Source organism: Leptospira gomenensis, assembly GCF_004770155.1.
Lineage (GTDB): Bacteria > Spirochaetota > Leptospiria > Leptospirales > Leptospiraceae > Leptospira > Leptospira gomenensis.
This window is the reverse complement of sequence record NZ_RQFA01000032.1, coordinates 114,177-135,292: the sequence shown is the minus strand read 5'-3', so window position 1 is coordinate 135,292 and position 21,116 is coordinate 114,177. Positions and strand designations below refer to the sequence as shown.

The window sequence follows — 21,116 nt, the reverse complement described above, 5'->3', positions numbered from 1 at the left end:
GATTCCCGAATTTACAACCGGACTCTTTTATAAAAAAGTTTTTTGGCGAATTCGGCGGTCGTCACGTACACGAATACGATCCCCAAAAGGATCAAAAGTACGTTCGCGGGCAAAGGAACCAATTCGAACAAAGTTGCGATGGGTGTATAGGGAAGCAAAACGGTTGAACATCCGATTCCGATGGTCGCCCAAAACAAGGAACGCCCCGGAACGCTTCGAAAGAAGGAATCCCTCGTTCGTATGATCAAGACGATCAGTGACGCGGAGACGATGGATTCCAAAAACCAACCCGTCCTAAATTGTTCGGTCCCTACTTCGAGAATCCAATACAAAACTCCGAAGGTCAGATAATCGAAAAAGGAACTGATCACTCCGAAGACTAACATGAATTTTCGAATCGCGGTAATATCCCAACGTTTCGGAGACGATATCATCTCCTCGTCCACTCGATCCGTCGCGATCGTCATCTCGGGAAAATCGGTCAAAAAATTAATGAGTAAAATTTGTTTCGGCAATAACGGTAAAAAAGGAAGAAAGAGCGAAATTCCCGCCATGCTGAACATATTTCCGAAGTTGGCGCTCGTGGCCATAAACACGTATTTGAGTGTGTTGGCGAAGGTCTTCCGTCCTTGTTTCACACCTTCTACGAGTACCTCCAGATTTTTTTCCAATAACACCAGGTCCGCCGCGTTTTTGGCGACGTCCACGGCTCCGTCCACGGAAATTCCTACGTCGGCGGAATGTAAGGCCGAAACGTCGTTGATACCGTCGCCCATATATCCGACCACGTTGCCTCCTTTTTTTAACGCGACTACGATCCGTTCCTTGTTGTTCGGTTCTATTTCGGCGAATACGTCCACCTCGTTTACCCTTTGGATCAAAGCCTCGTTGCTGATCTCCTCCAGATCTGAACCGCATAGAATATTAGGATTTTGGAATCCTAATTTGGAACAAAGATTGGCTGCCACATAACGGTTGTCTCCCGTGATCACTTTCAAAGACACACCGAGGTTCCGCAAATCCCGTATCGTTTTTTCCGCGTCGTTTTTAGGAGGATCGTAAAAGGAAAGAAATCCGAGAAAGACCATATCCCGTTCCTCCGATTTATCGACTTTGGAATCCGTTTCCAAATCCTTGATCGCAACACCCAAAACCCGATTTCCTTCCTTACCGAGACGTTCGTAGGTTTCTAAAATGCGCTCCTTCAGAGGTTCGATCGAAATCCGTTCGCCGTCCGGAGATAAGGCGAAACCGCACGTTTCGATCACATTGACGAGCGCTCCTTTCGTGATCAATCGGTGTAAACCTTTATACGAAACGGAGACGCTGAGTCTTTTTCTTAGAAAGTCGTACGGGATTTCATCGAACTTTTCGTATCCGGTAAGATCGAATTTCAAGTTCGTGCGAATGGATTGGTCGATCGCGTTGACGAAACCGGTCTCGAAGGAAGCGTTTATAAAAGCGTTCCGAGTCACTTCTTCGTCCTCTTCGCCGTAGACGTTCAACGCAGAGCGTAGTGTTACGTTTCCTTCGGTGAGAGTTCCCGTTTTATCGGAACAGATGACGTTCATATTGCCGAAGTTTTCGATCGCGGCCAATCTCTTTACGATCACACGATTTTCCGCCATCCGTTTTGCGCCGTGGGAAAGATTTACGCTGATGATTGCCGGTAAAAGCTGCGGGGTCAAACCCACCGCGAGCGCGAGCGAAAATAAAAAGGATTCGAGAAGAGGTTTATGAAGAAATACGTTCACCACAAAAATCGCGATCACCAAAAGCAACGTGACGTGAAGCAGAAAAAAACCGAACTTGCGGATCCCGATTTCGAATTCGGTTTCCATAGGTCTGAGTTTTAAACGATCCGAAATTTTTCCGAATTCGGTGTCTTTGCCCGTTTTGATCACGATCGCTTTTGTTTGACCGCTGACTACGTGCGTCCCCATCCAAAGAGAATTACTTCGCTCCGACAAAGGGGACGTTTCCGAGAGAACGTTTGCGGCCTTTTCGACGGGAAACGATTCTCCCGTTAAGGAGGCTTCATTGACGAACAAATCCTTGGAAGAAACGATCAACGAATCCGCGGGGATGATATCCCCCGCTTTCAGGATCAGAAGATCCCCCGGCACTACATCCTCAACGGGGATTTCGGTCGGTTGCGAATCCCGCAAAACAGTAGCTTTCACTTGAACGATGGCTAATAAGTTTCGAACGGCATACATCGCTCCCCGTTCCTGCCAAAATCCGAGCGCGCCGCTTACGAACACGATGGATAAGATGACGATACCGTCCGCCGAATCCCGTAACAAAAACGACAAGAGAGAAGCGCAAAAAAGAAGAAGGATGATCGGACTTTTGAATTGAGAGACGAACAAACCGACTTCCGTAAGCTCCTTTTGTTCGGAAAGACGATTGGCTCCGAAACGCTTACGTTTTACCTCGGCCTGTTCGCTACTGAGACCGTTTTCGTCCGAGCCGAGAAGAGTGAGACAATCCTTTACGGTCAAACTCCAAAAACGAAGTATAGAAATATCGGACTTCAACTGGATTGCCTCCGCAAATGTATGTTTACAATTCGGGTTTACCGGGGCGATAAATCGTTTTACCGGTAAACCCTTGTTCGTATCGTCTCCGGGGCAAAAACTTATTTTCTGCGGATGACTTCTTTTTTGAGTTCCTCTTTGACCGCGTCCCGGGTGCTTCCCACTTTGTTTTTCAATTCAAGAGTATAATGAATTTGGAATTTAGTAACGACCGGTTTTTCTTCGGAATGTTCCATGGACCAGCGAGTGACGTCGTTCTGAACGATCTTGGCCAGGTCGTTGATTCGGGGAACCCTCGTGTTGAACCGGATCGTTTCGAATGCGCCCGTATTTCCGTTTAACACGACGATAATGATTCCGTCGTCCACGAAATTGATCTTGTTAAAACGAACCAATTCCTCGCTGATAAGCGCGTCTCCTCCCAGATCCGTCTTTCGTTTGATGTATTTGGAACCTCGAAGCTGACGCAGCCGATATCCGTCGCTCGTGATGTGAACACGGAAATATTCGAGGGGATCCTTGGATGGTTTCAAAAACGGGGCCGGATCTCCGGTGGTAAGATTTACTTCCTTACCTTCCTCGTCCAAAACGGGTTCGTTTTCTCCCGCTGGATTGGGAACTTTTTCGTAGGTTTGGGAATCCGGTCCGCCGGTCGTTCCTCCCGTGCTGGAACAACTGAGGATCCAATTCAGACATAGAATCAGAATACCGAGGTGTACTACGTTCTTTTTTGTGATCGAGGGGGCGGGTGAAATCTGCATCTTACTCTTTTTATTCTCCGAGGATATGTTTCCAAAATGAATCCAAACTGCCGTTTCGTTTTTTGTAAAGGAGCGTTTTTTACTACAACATCCGGATAAAAAGCGAAGCCAAACCTAAAAAACAAAAAAATCCGAATACGTCCGTAAACGTCGTCACGAATATCGAGGACGCGATGGCGGGATCGATTCCCAAAGCGCGCAACAACAGAGGAATCGAAGTTCCGATTACCGCCGCGATGACCAAATTCGCCTGCAAGGCCATAAACATCACCGCAGATAAAACGAAGTTTCCGGTAAAAAAATAAACGATCAATCCTGCGGTGATTCCCACCATAAATCCGTTAAAAAGACCGACCAAACCTTCTTTACGAATCGCTGCTTTCCAATTTCCCGTAGTCAAATCCCCCGTGGCGAGATTACGCACAATCAGCGTGATCGACTGAGTTCCCGCGTTTCCTCCCATTCCCGCGACGATCGGCATCAAGGACGCAAGGAGAACGTATTTTTCGATCGTGGCTCCGAAAAACGAAACTACCGAGGCCGCCAAAGAAGCCGTACCCAAATTGATCAATAACCAGACCATTCTTCGTTTTGCGGAAGTGAATACCGAAGAACTCATCTTCTCTTCTTCGGAAACCCCTCCCAAACGAAGGATATCCTCCGAGGCTTCTTCGTGAACGATATCCAAAATGTCGTCCACGGTGATTCTTCCCAGGATCCTACCCAGATCGTCCACGACCGCCGCGGAAACCAAATCGTATTTCCGAAAGATCTTGGCCACTTCCTCTTGGTCGGTATCGTAGTGGATCGAGGTGAATCCCGTTTTCATCAGTCGATTCACTTTCCCGTTGAGCGGAGCCAGAAAAAGATTTTTTAGTTTCACGTATCCTTTGAGAACGTTGTCCTCGTCGGTGATGTATAAATGATAGATGTCGTCGGTTTCTTTGGCGATCTTACGGAGTTTGATGATCGCCTTACGTACCGTATCCGATTCCACGGCGGAAGCGAAAACGGTATTCATCAAACGACCCGCGGTGTATTCCCGGAACGTAAGTTGTTTCCGTACTTGAGACGAATCCTCTTGGTCGATGGAATTGAGGATCTCTTCCGCTTTTTCCCGGGGAAACTCGGAGATCAAATTGGAAAGTTCGTCCGTTTCCAGATTTTCAAGAATCGGAGAAATTTCTTTCATCTGAAATCGAGAAATCAGATCGGCCTGAAATTCCTCGTCGAATTCGACCAGAATCGAACCCTGCAATTCGGAATCGCATCGTTTGAAAATATAAAACGCCTCATCCTCTTCCAATTTTTCGAGGACCTCGGCGACGTCGGCCGGGTGATTGACGTTTAGAAATCGATCCAAAAAAGGATCGTCTCCGGCTTGGATTTTTTCGGAGAAGAATTCCAACCATTCCGGAGAGGAAGCGTTCGCTTTTTCCGAAAACAGGCTTGGTCCCAGTCCCTTCTCTTCCATATTTTTTCTCCAAGAAACGGCGTTCCGGAACAGGATGGAAAACTTTGCGGACCGATCAATGAATTTCCCGGACAAGCGTAAAAAAGGAGTTTTTCATTTGACCCGATCGGGAACGGCTCCATCGTAGAAGAAGGCGTACATCCTGATGAAATTCTTTCTCAAATCCTTTTTCATACTTATGTTCTTCGTCCTCGTCGTACCGGTTTCGGCGGATGCGTTTTATTATCCGTGGGAATACAACAAGATCTACAACGAAAAGATCGCGCTGGAAATCGAATTGGATTCTCTGCGGACCAGACACAGAAACGAATCCGAAAATTCTAAAAAGGAAAAGTTGGAGTTGGAATCCAAGATCCGTTCTTTGGAGGAACTCATCGCTCGTGAAAAGGAATTCCGGGCCAAGGACAACGAACTCTCCGAAGAAAAACACAAGGCCTTGGAGAATCAGATCGCGGTTCTCAAAACCAAAAGCTCCAACAAGGAAAAGGAACTGATCGAGGAAAACGAAAGACAGACCAAAAAATTCCGCGATCTTCTCGAAAACCTCAAAGAAGAATTGGAACGGGAACGGGCCGCCTGTCAGAAAAAAACAGAAGCCCTACAAAAAGAATACGAGAAAAAAATCGCGGATCTCGAATCCAGGATCCTTTCCTTAAACGACGAGATCTCGCGGTTGAAAAATCTTTCCGAAAATCAAAGGAAGGAATTGGATCGTCTGAGCGAACAAGCCAACGAACTGGAAACCAAACTCACCGACGAAATCAAAAAAGGGCAGATCCGGCTCAAACGGTTTCACAATCGTCTCGTTATCAATATCGACGATAAGATCTCTTTCGACTCTGGATCCGCCGATTTGAAAAAGCAGATCCAACCGGCGCTCGACAAAATCAGGGAAATTCTCGCCAATTACCCCGGGAATCTCATCATCATAGAAGGTCATACGGACAACGTTCCCATTCGAACCAAAAAATTTTCCGACAACTGGCAGCTTTCCGGCGAACGCGCGTTATCCGTTCTTCATTATTTTTTAGAGAGTAAAAATCTGGATCCCCGTAATTTTTCTCTCGCGGGTTACGGAGAGTTCCAACCCATCGTATCGAACGATACTCCGGAAAATAGGGCCCTCAATCGAAGAGTAGACATCGTAGTAGTTCCGCGTTGATGGACGATTTTTTTCAACTTCATCACGTCGAGAGAAACGGAGAAACCGGGCTCAAACGATCCATAGTTTTCGCGATCGTAGTTTCCCTGGTCATCTTCTGTGTGGAGTTTTTCGGGGGAATCCATAGTGGAAGCGTCGCGCTTTTGGCGGACGCAGGGCATATCATCACCGATTCGATCGCTTTGTTTCTTTCCTTAATCGCCGTAATTCTCGCCTCAAAAAAGCCGAATCCTCGGTTTTCCTTCGGATATTTCCGAATCGAAATCCTAACCGCGCTTCTCAACTCCGTTTTGATTTTCGGAATTTCCTTCTTTATTCTTTGGGAAGCGGTCCAACGTTTGCAAAACGAAACAGAAATTCTTAGTTTTGCCATGTTCCTTTATAGCTCCGCGGGAATCGTGCTCAATCTTCTCAGCGCCTGGGTACTCTTCCGATTCGGAAACGACAACATCAACGTAAAGTCGGCGTATATACACGTCTTGAGCGACCTTCTCGCGACCGTGGGAGTGTTATTCGGAGCTCTTTTGATCCATTTTACCGGTTGGACCTGGGTGGACGCGACGATCAGCGTCCTCATCTCCCTTTTGATCCTTCGTTCCGCTTGGGCAATTTTCCGGGAAAGTTTATTCGTCCTTTTGGAGTCGGCGCCGGCGAATATCGATATCCCGCACGTTTTGGAACATATCCGTAAAGTCAAAGGAATCGAAGCGGTTCTGGACTATCATTTTTGGTCGGTGACACGGGGCGTAAACGCCTGCACGTTTCGGATACGAACGTCTTCCTCGGAAAAGCAGGATTTCATAATATTTCAATGTACTGAAGTTCTAAAATCCTCTTTCGGGATCGACTTCGTTACGATCCAATGCGAAAACGCGGAACTTACGGAAAAACTGAAACTTCTCGCCGTCAACGATACACACGGAACCGATCACCCTCACCCTCACGGACATCACCATCATTAGAAAACGTTCATGCTCCGCGGAGGGCTCTGATTTTTTTCAGACTGTTTTTTTGATAAACCGGCATTTTTCCCGGATGAATGCTGTAAAACAATCCGAAGTCGGGAAACATCTGCGCCAATTCGACGCCGCTGACCGCTTCCGTCAGCCAGGAATAGATCAGATCCAAAGCGGTCTCGTAACCGTACGGATGCACCGAATCCATCGTAAATTCCGGATCGGAGTCCTTCCTCCTAGATATTTCCAAAATTTTAGAATATAATAATTGTTGAATGTCGATTATTTTCGCCGCGAGACGAGGATCCATAGCGTCCCTTCTTTCTTTCAAAAGCGTTTTGAGGATCAATTCCACATAGCCGCAAAAACTCGCCGAAGCGGACAACATCTCGGAAAGATGTATTTCGGGAGCGAACTCCTCGTAATTCAAAAATACCAGGTTTTCGGGCGGCAGTACAATTCCCGATCCCTTCAAACGACAGTGGGTCGCCTCTTTGGCGTATTCGAGGTCAAAATCTTCGCGTTCCAATCCCGGTACTTCCAGAGGAAGATAGATCACGTCGTAGTATTGGTCAGGAGATTTGGCTACGATCAAAAACCCGTTGCAGTTCGCTCCGTTGGTCAGAAACGATTTGTTCAAATCCAGGACGATGGAGTTTCCTTCGATCGTATAACGGCTCGTGATATTCGAAATTCTTCCTTTCCAACCGGATTCACTTACTCCCATGGAAATGATGTTCGTTCCCGATCGAATTCCGGATTGGATGGTTCCCGTCAACGCGGCGGTTTTTTCTTTCTCTGGAAGAGTTCTGGTTTCCGTTTCGTTGAAAAAACCGGATCCACAATATCGGATCACCCTTCCCGCGACGTTGATTTGTGCCATCAGTGCGATTCCGATTCCGATTCCTTTGGGATACGAGCCCAACGCATACACTTTTTTATGAAAGGTTTCGAAGGAACCTCCGGAAACCGGGTCGAAATAACCTTCTTCGATCAGATGCGGAAGCGCGTTTCGAAAGACGGTTCTATATTCCTCCGCAGGAACGGACGTTAGGAATTCTTTGAGAGTCATATTTGCTGCCTCCTTTGTCAGGCGATCCTAAACCTTACCGGACCGCTTTTTCCTTTCCTTTCGGAGATTTACTTTCTTCCTTCGAATCCGCGAATATTTTTTTCAGATATTGACCGGTATAGGAATGTTTCACCTTGGCCACGTCCTTAGGAGTTCCTTCGGCGATTACGATTCCTCCTCCGTCTCCTCCTTCCGGTCCCATATCCACGATCCAATCCGCCTGTTTGATGACGTCCAGATTGTGTTCGATGACGAGCATCGAATTCCCTCGGTCCACAAGAGTGTGCAGAACCTCGGAAAGGCGTCTAACGTCTTCGAAGTGAAGACCGGTCGTGGGTTCGTCCAGGATATACAAGGTTTTTCCGGTGGGACGTTTGGACAACTCGGTGGCGAGTTTGATCCGTTGCGCTTCTCCACCGGAAAACGTCGTCGCCGGTTGTCCCAATCGAATATATCCCAATCCGACTTCCAATAGGGTTTCGAGTTTTCTTTTGACGATGGGGATATTTTCGAAAAATTGATTCGCGTCTTCGACGGTCATCTCCAGGACGTCGTAGATGTTTTTTCCTTTATAACGAACTTCTAATGTTTCCTGATTGTATCGTTTTCCCTTACAAATCTCGCAGGTGACGTAGACGTCCGGAAGGAAGTGCATTTCGATTTTTAGGATTCCGTCCCCTTGACAGGTTTCGCAACGACCTCCGCTCACGTTGAAGCTGAATCGGCCCGGGCCGTATCCTCTCAACTTCGCCTCCTCCAAACCGGTGAACATTTCCCGGATCGGAGTAAACAATCCCGTGTAAGTCGCCGGATTGGAACGAGGCGTTCTGCCGATAGGAGATTGATCGATATTGATGATCTTGTCTATGTTTTCGAATCCCTTGATCGATTTGTGTTTTCCGGCGACGGTTTTCATCTTCATCACCTTATGAGCCGCCGCGTTGTAAAGAATGTCGTTGATCAGGGTGGATTTTCCGGAACCGGAAACTCCGGTAACGACGACTAACTTTCCCAAAGGGAGCGTAACGTCGATGTTCTTGAGATTGTTTTCCTTGGCTCCGAGGATCTGGATCGAAAGACCGTTTCCTTCCCGGAGTTTCGGCGGAATAGGAATCGTCATTCTTCCGGAAAGATATTTTCCCGTAAGCGATTGTTTGTGCGCGGCCACCTGTTTCGGGCTTCCCGCACAAACCACGGAACCTCCGTGAACTCCAGCTCCCGGTCCCATGTCGATCAACCAGTCGGATTCCTCCATGGTTTCCTGGTCGTGTTCCACGACGAGAACCGTATTCCCTAAGTCGCGAAGATCCTTGAGTGTGGATATCAATTTCGTATTGTCGCGTTGGTGTAAGCCGATTGAAGGTTCGTCCAAAATATACAAAACCCCCATCAGACGAGAGCCGATCTGGGTCGCCAAACGGATCCGCTGGGCTTCTCCCCCCGAAAGCGAACCCGCGCTTCGTTCCAAAGTGAGATAACCCACTCCCACGTCGTTCAAGAACGAAAGTCTTTGGTGGATTTCCTTGAGAATCGGTTTGGCGATCACTTCTTCCGCTCCGGTCACTTTCAAACCTTCCACAAAACGCAGCGCTTTTTCGATGGAATAGGAAGTGAATTCGTCCACGGAGACGTTATGCACCTTTACCGAAAGACTTTCCCGTTTCAAACGTTTCCCTTTGCAGGAAGGACAAGGGTGATTGGTCATATACGATTCGAACCATTGCCGCATCGAATCGGATTTGGTTTCCTTATAACGTCTGTGTAGATTGGGAATCACACCTTCGTATTCCTTGGTGAATTCGTAATGGGAATTGGCTCCGCGAAAATCGTATTCGATTTTTATCTTTTTGTCCCCGTGAAGGATCGTTTGTCTCGTTTTTTCGGGAAGGTCTTTCCAAGGGGTGTTCATCTTAAACTTTAAGGAATCGGAAAGCGATTTGAGCGTGGCCATAAACCAAAAACCGTTGCTTTTGGAGCCGGCCCAGGCCTCGATACAACCGTCCACGAGGGAAAGTTCCGGATCACCGACCAAAAGATCCTCGTCGAATTCCAACAGACTTCCCAAACCGTCGCAGGTTTCGCAGGCTCCATACGGAGAATTGAAGGAAAACATACGGGGAGAAAGTTCGGTAAACCCGATCTCGTGTCCGTTCGGACAGGCCATTTTTTGCGAGAGTACGTGATCCTTAGAACCGTCGTCCAAAACCACGATTCCTTCGGACTGTTTGAGAGCGGTTTCCACAGAATCGGCCAGTCTACTTCGTATCCCGTCCTTCATCACGATTCGATCGACTACGATTTCGATGGAGGTTTTGAAATTTTTCTTCAGGACGATTTCTTCGTCCAAGGTTCGGATTTCCCCGTTGATACGAACCCGATTGAATCCGTCCTTGCGGATCTTGTCCAAAATATCCTTGTGCTCGCCTTTTTTACCGTCCACGACCGGGGCTAAAATCTGTAGTTTCGTACCGGAAGGAAACGAGAGAACCCGAGCCGTGATCTGATCGACGGATAGGGATTGAATCGGCGTTCCACATTCCGGACAATGGGGAGTTCCCACACGCGCATACAAAAGACGGAGATAGTCGTAGATTTCGGTTACGGTTCCCACCGTGGATCGGGGATTTCTGTGTGTGGTTTTTTGTTCGATGGAAATTGCGGGAGAAAGACCTTCGATCAGATCCAAATCCGGTTTTTCCATCTGGCCGAGAAATTGTCTCGCATAGGCGGAAAGACTTTCCACATATCTTCTCTGTCCTTCCGCATAAATCGTATCAAAGGCCAAAGAAGATTTACCGGAACCGGATAATCCCGTAATTACGACAAGTTTGTCCCGGGGAATGTCAACGTTGATGTTTTTTAAATTATGCTCTCTTGCGCCGCGAATCCGAATTTCCTGCAATGAACTACCCTTTTTATGAAACCAAATCTTTCGTCCGACGAAAACAGGCTCGGACCGTTTGGGCCAGGTTCTAACTACTTCCGAAAATCTGAAAACTTTTTTCCTCGGATAAATTCTTCTTTTTCCCGGAGAAACGACTCCTCAGATTGGTCCCATGTTTCGAAACCTGCTCCGATTGATTTTTCTACCGATCCGACTTTTTTTTCATACGATCCGCTGGATACGATTTCGTTATTTTCGGGGAAATCATTATTTTTTAGAGATTCCTTCTGAGTTTTCGGAATATAACAAATCGTTTCTCTTAAAACTACTTTCCTCTAAGGACGAGGACTTTTTTTTCATCGATTTTTTATCCGAGCTAAAACTTCTTTCTAAAATTCCGAATCTTAAAAAAGTTTCGATCCTCATACGACAACCGGAATACGGATTCGCGGAAGCGACGAGTATCGCCGAAGGGCTACGCGTATTAAAGGAATCGGGAGCGATTTTAGAAGGGTTCGCACTTACGGGCGGACTCAAAACCTTACTCTTGTTAGGCGTTTGCGACGTACGTTATTGTTCGGAGGCGTCCGAGTTTTTTCCCGTACTTCCTTCCGCGGAGTCCTTCTTTTTCGGAAACGCGGGAAAAAAATGGGGTGTCAAAGTGGAGACGTTCCAAAGCGGACCTTACAAATCCTTCGGGGAATCCCTTCAACGCGATAAATTTTCTCCGAAAGCCAAGGAGAATCTGAACATACTACTAAAACAGATGACCGAGGATCTAGAAACGTTGTTCGACAGATATTCCGGTTTTTCGCTGAAGACTTTCTCTGAACCGTTTTTGTCCGCCAGAATCCTGAGAGAGCGTAAGTATATTACGGATTTCTTAAATGAAGAGGAGTTTCGGGAGAATTTCACCTACGAAAACTACCACGACGGAGGGGACGAAAAACGAAAACCTTCCACGAAGGAGTTGAAACTTTCCTCTTTATTTCGATATTCCGCCTTACGCTCGTTTCGTGTTTGGAAGCGTCCCGATCGAATCGTGGCCGTATTGCCCTTGAAAGGAAACATTCACCACGATACGCAGGGAAAAGGAGACGGCAAAACGGAGGGAATTTCCTATCAATCTGTCAGATCGGCGCTCAAGGAATTAAAGGACGAACCCAGCGTCAAAGCCGTGATACTGGAGGTGGATTCCCCCGGAGGGTCCGCGTTCGTGTCCGAATTACTATATCAGGAAATTCTAAAATTAGGAAAGAAAAAACCCGTCTACGCTTACATACAGAACGTCTCCGCCAGCGGAGGATATTATCTCTCCTGCGGAGCGAAAAAGATCTACTCCTCTCCGTATGCGATCGTAGGAAGTATAGGAAGTATTTCCATGCGTATGGATCTGAAAGATCTCTACTCGAAATTGGGAGTCACCAAAGATAGGGTCGGTTTTTACAAATACAGGGACATCCTATCAGAATACGGCCCGATCCAGCCGGAATCCAGGAAACTGATGGAACGGGAAATACGAGAATCGGAAGGACTTTTTTATAAACGTGTCGCCGAAGCGCGTAACGTGGACGTACCTTTGTTGGATCGACGTTTCGGACAGGGAAAGGTGTTCACTTCGAGCCAATTCCTTAAGGAAAAGATGATCGATTCCGTCTCCGATTTTTTGGGACTCGTGGAGGACATCAAGTCGGATCTGAACTGCGAAGAAATCCAACTTCGATATCTACCCACGTTATTCACCTTTCAAAGTTTTTTAAAATCCATGCGCCCCGGTTTCTTGAACTCCCTCGTTCGATCCGCCGTTTCGGGTCTCCCGGGGGCGGACCTCCCGTTCGGCGATTCGGAAACATCTCTCTCCTTTCAAAAAGGAACTTCCTTTTTTCCATCGGTACGAAAGAATTTCTTTTTTGCGGAGTCAAACTCCCTCTTCTCCTCGTCGTTTTGGAGACAGGGTTAAAGCGGAATTCGAACGATCGATTTCGGGGGAAAAACAAGAAGGGAATCTGCGAAGAGGAAAGTGTATTCGAAGAAGGGCGACGTCTTTCGGAAGAAACGTTTACGACTGCGCCGCTTTTGTGATACGATTCAAAAGCGCCTGTTTCCCCCAGCCTTCTTTCGGGATTTCGCACCAAGCCTCTCGTATCCCCCTGCGATCGCATTCCACAAAAAAAGAATATAGGGAACTCATATATTCCTCGTTCGAACCGAGTAAAACTTGGAAGGGGCGCGTTTCGAAAAAAGTAAAACCGATTTGTGCAACGTCTTCGGGAACGTTCGTTAGGGACTCCACGAGGACTACCTTACAGAGCGGAGCGTAGTGTCTGTATTTCAAACCGGGACTAATAACGGCGGTTTCGACCGGATTTTCTACATTCAAAATATCTAATAAATCGATCCTTGTCCTGATATCCGTTTCGTCGATAAAACCGGGGCGCAAAAGAATCGGAACGTCCTCCACAAAGGAAACCACCGTGGATTCGATTCCGATAGTCGGGTCGGGTCCGCGTAAAATACAATCCACCTTTCCCCAAAACTCCTCCAGAATATATTCAATTTTCGTAATGGATGGCTTTCCCGAAAGATTGGCCGAAGGCGCCGCCACGGGAACGTTCGCTTCTTTTAGAAATTCGGACGCGGTCGGATGGGACGGGATTCGGACGGCAACCGTCGCCAAACCCGCCGTGAATAGGCGGGGATCCTTTTTTCTAAAAATCCCCGTGATCGGTCCCGGAGAAAACGACTCAAAGACGCGTAACGCGTTTTGAGGAACCTCGGCGCACCGTAAAAGGGAATCCAAATCCTTTACGTGAAGGATCAACGGATTGTCCGAAGGCCGGTTTTTTACTTCGTATATTTTTTTACAAGCGGTTTGATCGAACGCGGAAGCCCCGATTCCGTAGACCGTTTCGGTGGGAAAGACCACAAGGCCCCCGGAAAGCAGGATTTGCGCCGCTTCCCGGGGAGAGTCGGTTAAAATCGTATCGACCTTATTTTCGCGCAACCTTTTCGACGTGTTTACGATTTAGTTTCGCCTCTTCCGGAGAGGTTTGGTTGGTTTCGTTGGTCGGAGCATTGGGATCTTGGACGGGTTCTTTGACTTTTTCCACGGGAGGAAGTTTGTTGGAAACCAATAGTTCCAGATAATCGTTGATTCCCGGGTCGTTGTCGCTGATCAATTGCCAAAAGGAAAATCCGCCGAGATCGTACTTCCGCAGAAGATTCATCTTATCTTCGAACGCTTTCCGATTCATGTAAAACGCGACTCGATCACAACCTTCCGATTTGTACCAGATGCTCGGATCTTCGTAGGTTTTACCCGTGTGCACCCAGGAGAATTTGGAAAGATTGGTCCAAGAGCCGGAATTTTTAGAATCCGCAAGAATCTGATCGATGTTCGTCGGTTGTCTATGGATTCCTAAATCCTTTTTACGAACCGCGTCTTGGTAATAGACGGATTTGATTTTGGAATTACAATTCAAGGCCCAATCGTAACCGTAGGTCGGAATGGCCATATACAACTGACGGGACGGCACCCTCGCCTTCGCGTATTCGATGATACTTTTGATCCAAGTATTGGGAGCCTGCGGTCCCGGCCCCGGATTCCTATATTTTCGAGGATGCAATTCATATGCCATAATCTTAATACGATCCGCGTATTTGGCGAGAAATGCGTAATCGTGCGTCATCGGACCTCTCCAATTTTCCGCGTAATCCATCTTGATCTTATCCTTCAGACCTTTGCACGCCTTTAGGGATTCTTTTTTCGCGGGGGTTTTTGGATGAACGGCGACCGAAAGAATTTTTCCGCGTTTGTGCATTTCTTTGGAGAGGATTACGATGAACTCCTCGAACTTTTCCTTTTTTTCGCAGCTCATACCTTCGTAGTCGATGTCGATTCCGTCGTAACCGTATGTATCGACTTCGTGGAGAATGTTTGAAAGATGTTTGTCCCGGATATCGTTACGTCCGTTCATACCGATATTCTCGGAGATTTTTTCGTATTTATTCTCCCAGCGGAAAATCGTGGGAATGACCTTAACGTTCGGATTCAACTTGCGGAGTTCGGCGACCCGCTCGTGTTTTTGAGTGCTTCCCCAGCTGGAATAAAGATCCCCGTTGTTCGTTTCACGTCCCTTCATTCCGTAGATAAACGGATGGATTTCGTTGTACAGATGGACGGTCTTTTTCATGGCTTCATAATCGGAAAACCAGGTGGACGCGCGGAACGTAGTGTTTTCGTCCGCTTTTGGAAGTAAGGTCGCCTCGGGAAGATCATCGTCTTGTGCGAAGGAAAAAAAGTTCGAACCCGCAGAATCACCTTCGGTCGCCTTCGATCCGGATTCTTCGGAAGAGGAAGTCGTTTTAGTAAAAAAGAAAATATTCCGAAGTCCGTCCAAAACGCCCACGGAACTGACTCGGACCGTTTCCTGACCGACCGCCGGGGTTTCCTGTTTTTTGAGAAGGTTGATTCCCAACGTAAATGAAACCGCGGAAAGCAAAAACCAAACGGAAGAATAAACGAGGATCTTCCGTTTCGTTTCTGGAGTTTTTTGAAAGGGAACCGGCTGGAACAATCCGTCCGGGGTATTGTATCTGTCTTCTTGTTTGTTTGCCATCTGTATTACTGTTTTATTATCGAATCGGAATCGAAGAAAATGAAGAAGTTTCCACGAACGATCCGTTTCGGGACCCACTTCCAGAGATTTGGCGGTGGAACGGTTGTCAAACGGTTCTTTTTACGTGTTGACGAATTCCAAGGGGAAGGGAAAAAATCGTATGCCTCTTTCCAAACCGCTGAAATTATTCTTAGTTCTGAACTCGTTCTTTCTTACGTTTCTGATTTTAGCGGAAGTGACCGGCTCGAAACTTTTTGTCTCATTCGGTTTCACCTTGACCATGGGCGTAATTCCTTTCCCCGTCACGTTCATCGTGACCGATCTTCTCAACGAATACTACGGCAGAAAAGGAGTCCGTTTCACCACCCTGATCGGAATGGTGATGATCTTCGTGGCGTATTTTCTGCTGATGCTCGATCTTTCGATTCCCGCGGCTCCCAATTCGCCCGTGGACGATCATTCGTTTCGAGTTGTGTTTTCCAATTCCGGAAAGGTCATCGTAGGTTCGATCGTTGCGTATGCCATCGGTCAGTTGATCGATATCCAGATTTTTCATTTCCTCCGAATCAAAACGAAAAACAAATACGTGTGGCTGCGCGCCACCGGTTCGACGATCGTATCCCAGCTCGTGGATTCTTTCGTGGTCATTTATATCGCTTTAAGCGGAGGAAATTTGTCCTTTCAGGATTTGAACTCGATCTCGACCAATAATTTCATCTACAAATGCGGAGTTGCGATCGCCATCACTCCCCTTATCTATTTGGCGCATCTTCTTATCGACCGATATTTGGGACCGGAGGCGCAGAAGATGATCGAAAAAGCGATGGAACAAGGCCATTCGGACGTGGATCCGATTTCTCCGGGTTAGGAAGACGGGTGAAAAAAGTTTACTTCCATATCCATCCTATCCGAAATCGAACTCGTCTCGGAAAATCGAAAAGATGAAATTCAAGAATACTATTTTAAAAAACGTTTTCCGAATCGGAATCTTCGGAGTTCTTTTTTTCCCCGCGTGCGGCGGTAAACGGAACATGACCTTTGAAACCGTACAAAAAGGAAACGATTTGGAATCCATTCCTCAAATCTCGGTGGAAGTTTTTTTTCAATTCTGGATCAAAAATCGAAAACACGTAAAGATCGACGTCAACGTTCGGAAACTTTTCGAAGAGGAACGATTCGCGTATTTCGGGAAAAAAAAATTCGGCATTTTCGGTTCCGAATCGAGTTTCTTTAAAGTGGAAAGGCAAACCCTGCAAAAAGAATTTCCGGGGTACGAAAATTTTTACGCTTCGGACTTGGAAACATACTTTTGGAACGAGGTCCTTCCGCAAAACGACAAACAATTGTGGATTTCGAATACGACCGCGGATAAAAGTAAATGCGGATTGAAGTATCGATATTTCCTAAAGGATCGAAAAATCACCGTCGATCCTCATTGGGACGTTCGAAATTGTTCGGAACTGGTTTCGCTTTCCACAAGACGTTATCGATTTATCTATGATTTAAAAAATAAAAGAATCGAAGAAGAAAAGGTCGGAAAGAAGCAGCAAAACCTTTCCGATTCCGAATGAAAAGAAAACTTTTTATAAAAAACGATCCACTCCTTAAGCATCGCGCTCGAATTCTAAAATTTCAAGAAGAACAAAACCGGATTCTCCTTTAGAAATGTTCGTAGTCTAAAGGACGAACGGATTTCGTATCAAAGAAAAAAATTCCATGTGTTGAGTAAGCGCATCGATGAACCGGACACAAATCAGAACAATACCTTCTTCCAAAACCCGCGCCGACGAACTTGGATTCGCCGTTAAGGTATTTCTACTCCAAGGATATAGAGGACTCAAAAATATTCTCTTTCCGGTCCCTCTCTGGAAAAAAGACGAAGATCGTAGATGGTCGATCTCTACGCTCTTGGCGACCTCGGAAACCCCTCTTTGGAATCCGAACGACACTGTGGAAAACAGAGTATTGACCGCAGGAAAGATCGAGAACTTGAGAATCGTCGCCAGAAAACTGAACGGCGTCAAGGTTACCGCGGATCAAGTATTCAGCTTTTGGAAACAAATCGGAAATCCGAATTTAGGACAAGGATTCGTTTTAGGAAGGGAGATCCGAGAAGGTTGTATCGTTCCGAGTATCGCCGGTGGTATATGCCAAATTTCGAATGCACTCTACGACGTCGCAGTTCGATCCGGTTTCGAAATATTGGAAAGACACAGACATTCTTCCGTGATTCCCGGATCGCTCGCCGAACAAAACAGGGACGCTACTGTAAAATGGAATTACGTCGATCTTCGCTTTCGTTCCCCCGTTGACTTTCGGATCGAAATAGAATTCAACGCGGAGAGTATGATCGTCCAATTTCGAAGTCTCGCTCCCATTCCCGCCGCAAACGAGGAATCAATCGGGCTCGTTTCTAAAAACGAAAAGGCTCCGGAGTTGTTCCCAAAAACGGAGGAAAACGAGGAAACTCGAAACCACCCTTCGCTAAACGATTGTTATAGCTGCGGTAAAATCGCTTGTAGCCGGCACGGTTGGAACAATCGCCCTACCGTCGAGTTTACCGCTTGGATTCTGGATGAGGTCTGGCCCGAATTCGATGAATACGTGCGGACCCGATGGAAGCCGAACGATTCCGTAATCGTTCCGATGAAAAACGGAAATCGTTGGAAAACGAATCGATTCGATTGGAGTGTAAGAAGCGCGTCTAACGTATCATCCGTATTTTTTCCCTCCCTTTGGAGAATATTCAAACTTCGTTATTTAACCGCGGCGACGACGAATCGATTTCGTCTCACTTTGGAATTGGATCGAATCGTAGCGCAAGCCGCCGCACGACGTATTCCTTTTGAGGCTTCTCATCTCGTCGTTTCTCAGACGTTGTTGCCGGTCCTTTGGGAAGCGGGGGTTTTTGCGGGAAGAACCTTTGACGTATTGATGACTCGACTTCCATTTTATCTATTACACGAACGTTTGAATCAGGCCCATACCAATCATCCGCAAAGTGAAACGTTAAACGACTTCCGAGCATCCGAACACTGGATCCAATCCGAGACCCAAGCCCTCGCCGCGGCTCGGAATCTGATTACTCCCCACGCGGAAATCGCGAATCGATTTTCCGGGCAATCGATCCTTTTGGAATGGTTTCGACCGGAAGTTCCTGTTCTAAAAAGAATGGGAACGGGAATTTTATTTCCGGGATCGGCGCTCGGAAGAAAGGGCGCGTACGAAATGAAACGATTGGCGGAAGAAAACGATCTTTCGATTTTTGTCTTAGGAAACGCCGTCGAACGAGAAGGATTTTGGGAAAACGTAACCGCAGATCCGTTTCGAAATTCCTGGGAGGAAATCGGTTTGGTAGTTTATCCTACCTACGTAGAACACCAACCCAGACAACTCTTAAAGGCGATTTCTCTGGGAATCCCGGTGATAACAACAACCGCCTCCGGTCTAACGACGCAAAAAAACGTGACCGTTTTACCCGTAGGAGATTACGAAAGTTTAAAGCGGGAAGTTCGGTCGCGTTTGGGTTTGGAAAAGGAAACTCCGCGGAATTAGGAAAAATAAAACCAAATCCGATTTTCCCAAGGATCCAAAACCGAACGATAGGAATCTCCGTCCCCCGATTCAAAAAGAAAACCTCGGCCGAGTAAACGCGAAGACAAGGTTTCCCAATCTTTTTTTTCGATCCGAAACGTGATCGTTCCCGGGGAAACGGGACAATGTTTCGATTCCTTACTGAAGATTAAAATCGATCCTGGAACGTTCAATTCCGAATGTGTTCCGGAACTCCGTAGAACTTCGAAGCCGAATATTTCCGAGTAGAGGCTGGCCGCCACGGAGCAATCCGTGGATTGAAAGTTCGACGCGTAGAATTCGATCATAAAAGAAAACGAGAAACCGGATCGATTCCGGAAGTTTCGGGATTCTTCCTTTTAAATTGGTTGTCTAATCTGTAAAACGGAAAAAACTGGAAGAAGATTTTTTTGCGAGAATTCTATGTCGATCCATCCAGAAGATGACTACGTTCGTATATTCGATACCACGCTTCGCGACGGGGAACAATGTCCCGGCGCCGCAATGACCGAAAATGAAAAGATGGAAATCGCGGCGCAACTCGCTTCTATGAAAGTGGACGTCATCGAAGCCGGTTTTCCGGTTTCGTCACCGGTACAATTCCAAGCCGTGGAACGAATCGCACGGGAAACCGAAGGGCCGATCATTACCGCTCTGGCGCGGGCGATGAAGGCGGACATCGAAGCGGCTTCGAAAGCATTAAAACCGGCGGCGAAAAAACGAATTCATACCTTCATCGCTTCTTCTCCCATTCATATGAAATACAAACTCGGCAAAGAACCCAAAGAGGTCTTAAAGATGGCCGTGGAAGCCGTGACCCTTTGCCGTCAATTCGTGGACGACGTGGAATTTTCACCGGAAGACGCCACCCGTTCCGAGCCTGAATTTCTGCGCGAACTCTGTGAGGCCGTAATCGCCGCGGGAGCGACCACGATCAACATTCCCGATACGGTCGGTTATACGACTCCCGCAGAATACGGAAGTCTCTTTCAGTTTTTGATTTCAAACGTACGAGGAGCGGACAAGGCGATTTTTTCCGCGCACTGTCACAACGATCTCGGTTTGGCCACTGCCAATTCTCTGGCGGCGGTTCAAAACGGCGCGCGTCAAATCGAATGTACGATCAACGGAATCGGAGAACGCGCCGGAAATACGGCGATGGAAGAAGTCGTGATGGCCATGAAAACCCGTAAAGACACGCTGGGGATTCAATCGAGAATCAAAACCGAAGAAATCGCCCGCGCATCGTATCTCGTAAAAACCATCACGGGAATGCTCGTTCAACCCAACAAGGCGATCGTAGGAGCCAACGCGTTCGCACACGAATCCGGAATTCACCAGGACGGGGTCATCAAACACAGGGAAACCTATGAGATCATGAAACCGGAGACGGTGGGACTTTCCTCCAACCGAATGGTTCTCGGAAGACACAGCGGACGCGCCGGTTTTAAGGATAGAATCGTCAAACTCGGTTTTTCTCCGCAACCCGAAGAACTCGAGGCGGCGTATCAAAGATTTTTGGAAATCGCAGACCGTAAAAAAGAAATCTATGACGAGGACATCCGCGCCCTCTTTTCCGAAGAAACCAGAAAGTCAACGGAAGATCGATTTCAACTCGAGGGATTTACGGTTTCTACGGGAACCAAAAGTACACCCACGGCCGGAGTGAGAATTTCGATCGACGGTCACATACGGGAAGAATCCGCCACGGGAGACGGACCTGTGGATGCGATTTACAAGGCCATTCAAAAAACGACCGGGATGGATCCGGAGGTTTCCCGTCTTGTGATTTCTCCGGTTACCGAAGGACAGGATGCGATGGCGGAAGCCTCGGTCACACTCGAATACAAAGGAGAACGAGTCGTAGGAAAAGGAAGTTCCACGGATATCATCGAAGCCTGTTCGAGAGCGTATATATCGGCCCTCAACCGACTGTAACTGCCGCGTTCGAGTTTACTCTTCCAACCAATCGTCCACAAATCCCTCGTTGTACACCCCTCTCCCGAACGAAGTTCCTCTTAGTTTGATTTCAAACAATATGGGTTCGAACGTAGGAATTCTCTTGCCCGAAAGTA

The 21,116-nt window shown here is 47.2% G+C and carries 15 protein-coding genes; 7 read left to right on the top strand and 8 right to left on the bottom strand.

Translation table 11 applies throughout. From position 1 onward, the window contains the following. Nucleotides 1-11: 11 nt before the first annotated feature. The 3 genes from mgtA to mgtE form a co-directional block, all read right to left on the bottom strand. Nucleotides 12-2,546, bottom strand: coding sequence for a magnesium-translocating P-type ATPase (mgtA, locus tag EHQ17_RS07280; RefSeq protein ID WP_135590200.1), 2,535 nt, complete (start codon nt 2,544-2,546; stop codon nt 12-14). Nucleotides 2,547-2,641: 95 nt separating this feature from the next. Beyond that, the gene (locus EHQ17_RS07275; RefSeq protein WP_135590201.1) at nt 2,642-3,301 is read right to left on the bottom strand and encodes an LA_2219 family laminin/E-cadherin/plasminogen-binding protein; all 660 of its coding nucleotides are present in this window, start codon (nt 3,299-3,301) and stop codon (nt 2,642-2,644) included. 82 nt (nt 3,302-3,383) lie between these two features. Continuing rightward, complete coding sequence (gene mgtE, locus EHQ17_RS07270; protein WP_135590202.1) at nt 3,384-4,775, bottom strand: magnesium transporter; 1,392 nt, start codon at nt 4,773-4,775, stop codon at nt 3,384-3,386. Between the two features lie 145 nt (nt 4,776-4,920). Between mgtE and EHQ17_RS07265 the strand changes: the two genes are divergently transcribed. Next, the gene (locus EHQ17_RS07265; protein WP_135590203.1) at nt 4,921-5,937 is read left to right on the top strand and encodes an OmpA/MotB family protein; all 1,017 of its coding nucleotides are present in this window, start codon (nt 4,921-4,923) and stop codon (nt 5,935-5,937) included. Next, the gene (locus EHQ17_RS07260) at nt 5,937-6,899 is read left to right on the top strand and encodes a cation diffusion facilitator family transporter (protein ID WP_135590204.1); all 963 of its coding nucleotides are present in this window, start codon (nt 5,937-5,939) and stop codon (nt 6,897-6,899) included. Before EHQ17_RS07265 ends, EHQ17_RS07260 begins: the two co-directional genes overlap by 1 nt. Nucleotides 6,900-6,906: 7 nt before the next feature. Here the strand turns inward: EHQ17_RS07260 and EHQ17_RS07255 are convergent, their stop codons facing one another. Both EHQ17_RS07255 and uvrA read right to left on the bottom strand, forming a co-directional pair. Further along, a complete protein-coding gene (locus EHQ17_RS07255; protein ID WP_135590205.1) occupies nt 6,907-7,965 on the bottom strand; it encodes an acyl-CoA dehydrogenase family protein in 1,059 nt (352 codons plus the stop codon). Nucleotides 7,966-7,999: 34 nt separating this feature from the next. After that, nucleotides 8,000-10,867, bottom strand: a complete 2,868-nt coding sequence (uvrA, locus tag EHQ17_RS07250) for an excinuclease ABC subunit UvrA (RefSeq protein ID WP_135590206.1) — start codon at nt 10,865-10,867, stop codon at nt 8,000-8,002. 154 nt (nt 10,868-11,021) lie between these two features. Here uvrA and sppA point away from each other — a divergent pair, with 154 nt between their 5' ends. Further along, nucleotides 11,022-12,809 (top strand): signal peptide peptidase SppA, encoded by a 1,788-nt coding sequence (gene sppA, locus EHQ17_RS07245; RefSeq protein WP_135590207.1) that lies wholly within the window; start codon nt 11,022-11,024, stop codon nt 12,807-12,809. 99 nt (nt 12,810-12,908) lie between these two features. Here sppA and EHQ17_RS07240 read toward each other — a convergent pair whose 3' ends face one another. Together EHQ17_RS07240 and EHQ17_RS07235 are read right to left on the bottom strand one after the other, a co-directional pair. After that, complete coding sequence (locus tag EHQ17_RS07240) at nt 12,909-13,853, bottom strand: L-threonylcarbamoyladenylate synthase (RefSeq protein ID WP_135736167.1); 945 nt, start codon at nt 13,851-13,853, stop codon at nt 12,909-12,911. Further along, complete coding sequence (locus EHQ17_RS07235) at nt 13,840-15,468, bottom strand: glycosyl hydrolase family 18 protein (RefSeq protein WP_135592480.1); 1,629 nt, start codon at nt 15,466-15,468, stop codon at nt 13,840-13,842. Before EHQ17_RS07235 ends, EHQ17_RS07240 begins: the two co-directional genes overlap by 14 nt. 160 nt (nt 15,469-15,628) lie before the next feature. Between EHQ17_RS07235 and EHQ17_RS07230 the strand changes: the two genes are divergently transcribed. The 3 genes from EHQ17_RS07230 to EHQ17_RS07220 all read left to right on the top strand — a co-directional run bounded on the left by EHQ17_RS07230 (nt 15,629) and on the right by EHQ17_RS07220 (nt 19,023). Then, nucleotides 15,629-16,336: a queuosine precursor transporter gene (locus tag EHQ17_RS07230; protein WP_135592478.1), complete on the top strand. Its 708-nt coding sequence runs from the start codon at nt 15,629-15,631 to the stop codon at nt 16,334-16,336. 73 nt (nt 16,337-16,409) lie between these two features. After that, complete coding sequence (locus EHQ17_RS07225; RefSeq protein WP_135592476.1) at nt 16,410-17,039, top strand: hypothetical protein; 630 nt, start codon at nt 16,410-16,412, stop codon at nt 17,037-17,039. A gap of 166 nt (nt 17,040-17,205) precedes the next feature. After that, a complete protein-coding gene (locus EHQ17_RS07220; RefSeq protein ID WP_135592474.1) occupies nt 17,206-19,023 on the top strand; it encodes a VanW family protein in 1,818 nt (605 codons plus the stop codon). On the opposite strand, the gene EHQ17_RS07215 is transcribed toward EHQ17_RS07220, so the two are convergent. After that, nucleotides 19,020-19,349: a hypothetical protein gene (locus EHQ17_RS07215; RefSeq protein WP_135592472.1), complete on the bottom strand. Its 330-nt coding sequence runs from the start codon at nt 19,347-19,349 to the stop codon at nt 19,020-19,022. The two genes, EHQ17_RS07220 and EHQ17_RS07215, sit on opposite strands and share 4 nt — an antisense overlap. 115 nt (nt 19,350-19,464) lie before the next feature. Here EHQ17_RS07215 and EHQ17_RS07210 point away from each other — a divergent pair, with 115 nt between their 5' ends. Further along, nucleotides 19,465-20,979 carry a 2-isopropylmalate synthase gene (locus EHQ17_RS07210; RefSeq protein ID WP_246057441.1) on the top strand — a complete coding sequence of 505 codons (1,515 nt, stop codon included), beginning with the start codon at nt 19,465-19,467 and terminating at the stop codon, nt 20,977-20,979. Nucleotides 20,980-21,116: the final 137 nt, after the last annotated feature.

Bases quoted from the DNA above. Each gene is read 5' to 3' on its own strand.
- EHQ17_RS07210 (WP_246057441.1), top strand. From the start codon at position 19,465: ATGTCGATCCATCCAGAAGATGACTACGTTCGTATATTCGATACCACG.
- mgtE (WP_135590202.1), bottom strand. From the start codon at position 4,775: ATGGAAGAGAAGGGACTGGGACCAAGCCTGTTTTCGGAAAAAGCGAAC.
- EHQ17_RS07215 (WP_135592472.1), bottom strand. From the start codon at position 19,349: ATGATCGAATTCTACGCGTCGAACTTTCAATCCACGGATTGCTCCGTG.
- EHQ17_RS07235 (WP_135592480.1), bottom strand. From the start codon at position 15,468: ATGGCAAACAAACAAGAAGACAGATACAATACCCCGGACGGATTGTTC.
- sppA (WP_135590207.1), top strand. From the start codon at position 11,022: ATGTTTCGAAACCTGCTCCGATTGATTTTTCTACCGATCCGACTTTTT.
- EHQ17_RS07230 (WP_135592478.1), top strand. From the start codon at position 15,629: ATGCCTCTTTCCAAACCGCTGAAATTATTCTTAGTTCTGAACTCGTTC.
- EHQ17_RS07275 (WP_135590201.1), bottom strand. From the start codon at position 3,301: ATGCAGATTTCACCCGCCCCCTCGATCACAAAAAAGAACGTAGTACAC.
- EHQ17_RS07260 (WP_135590204.1), top strand. From the start codon at position 5,937: ATGGACGATTTTTTTCAACTTCATCACGTCGAGAGAAACGGAGAAACC.
- EHQ17_RS07225 (WP_135592476.1), top strand. From the start codon at position 16,410: ATGAAATTCAAGAATACTATTTTAAAAAACGTTTTCCGAATCGGAATC.
- EHQ17_RS07265 (WP_135590203.1), top strand. From the start codon at position 4,921: ATGAAATTCTTTCTCAAATCCTTTTTCATACTTATGTTCTTCGTCCTC.
- EHQ17_RS07255 (WP_135590205.1), bottom strand. From the start codon at position 7,965: ATGACTCTCAAAGAATTCCTAACGTCCGTTCCTGCGGAGGAATATAGA.
- EHQ17_RS07220 (WP_135592474.1), top strand. From the start codon at position 17,206: ATGAACCGGACACAAATCAGAACAATACCTTCTTCCAAAACCCGCGCC.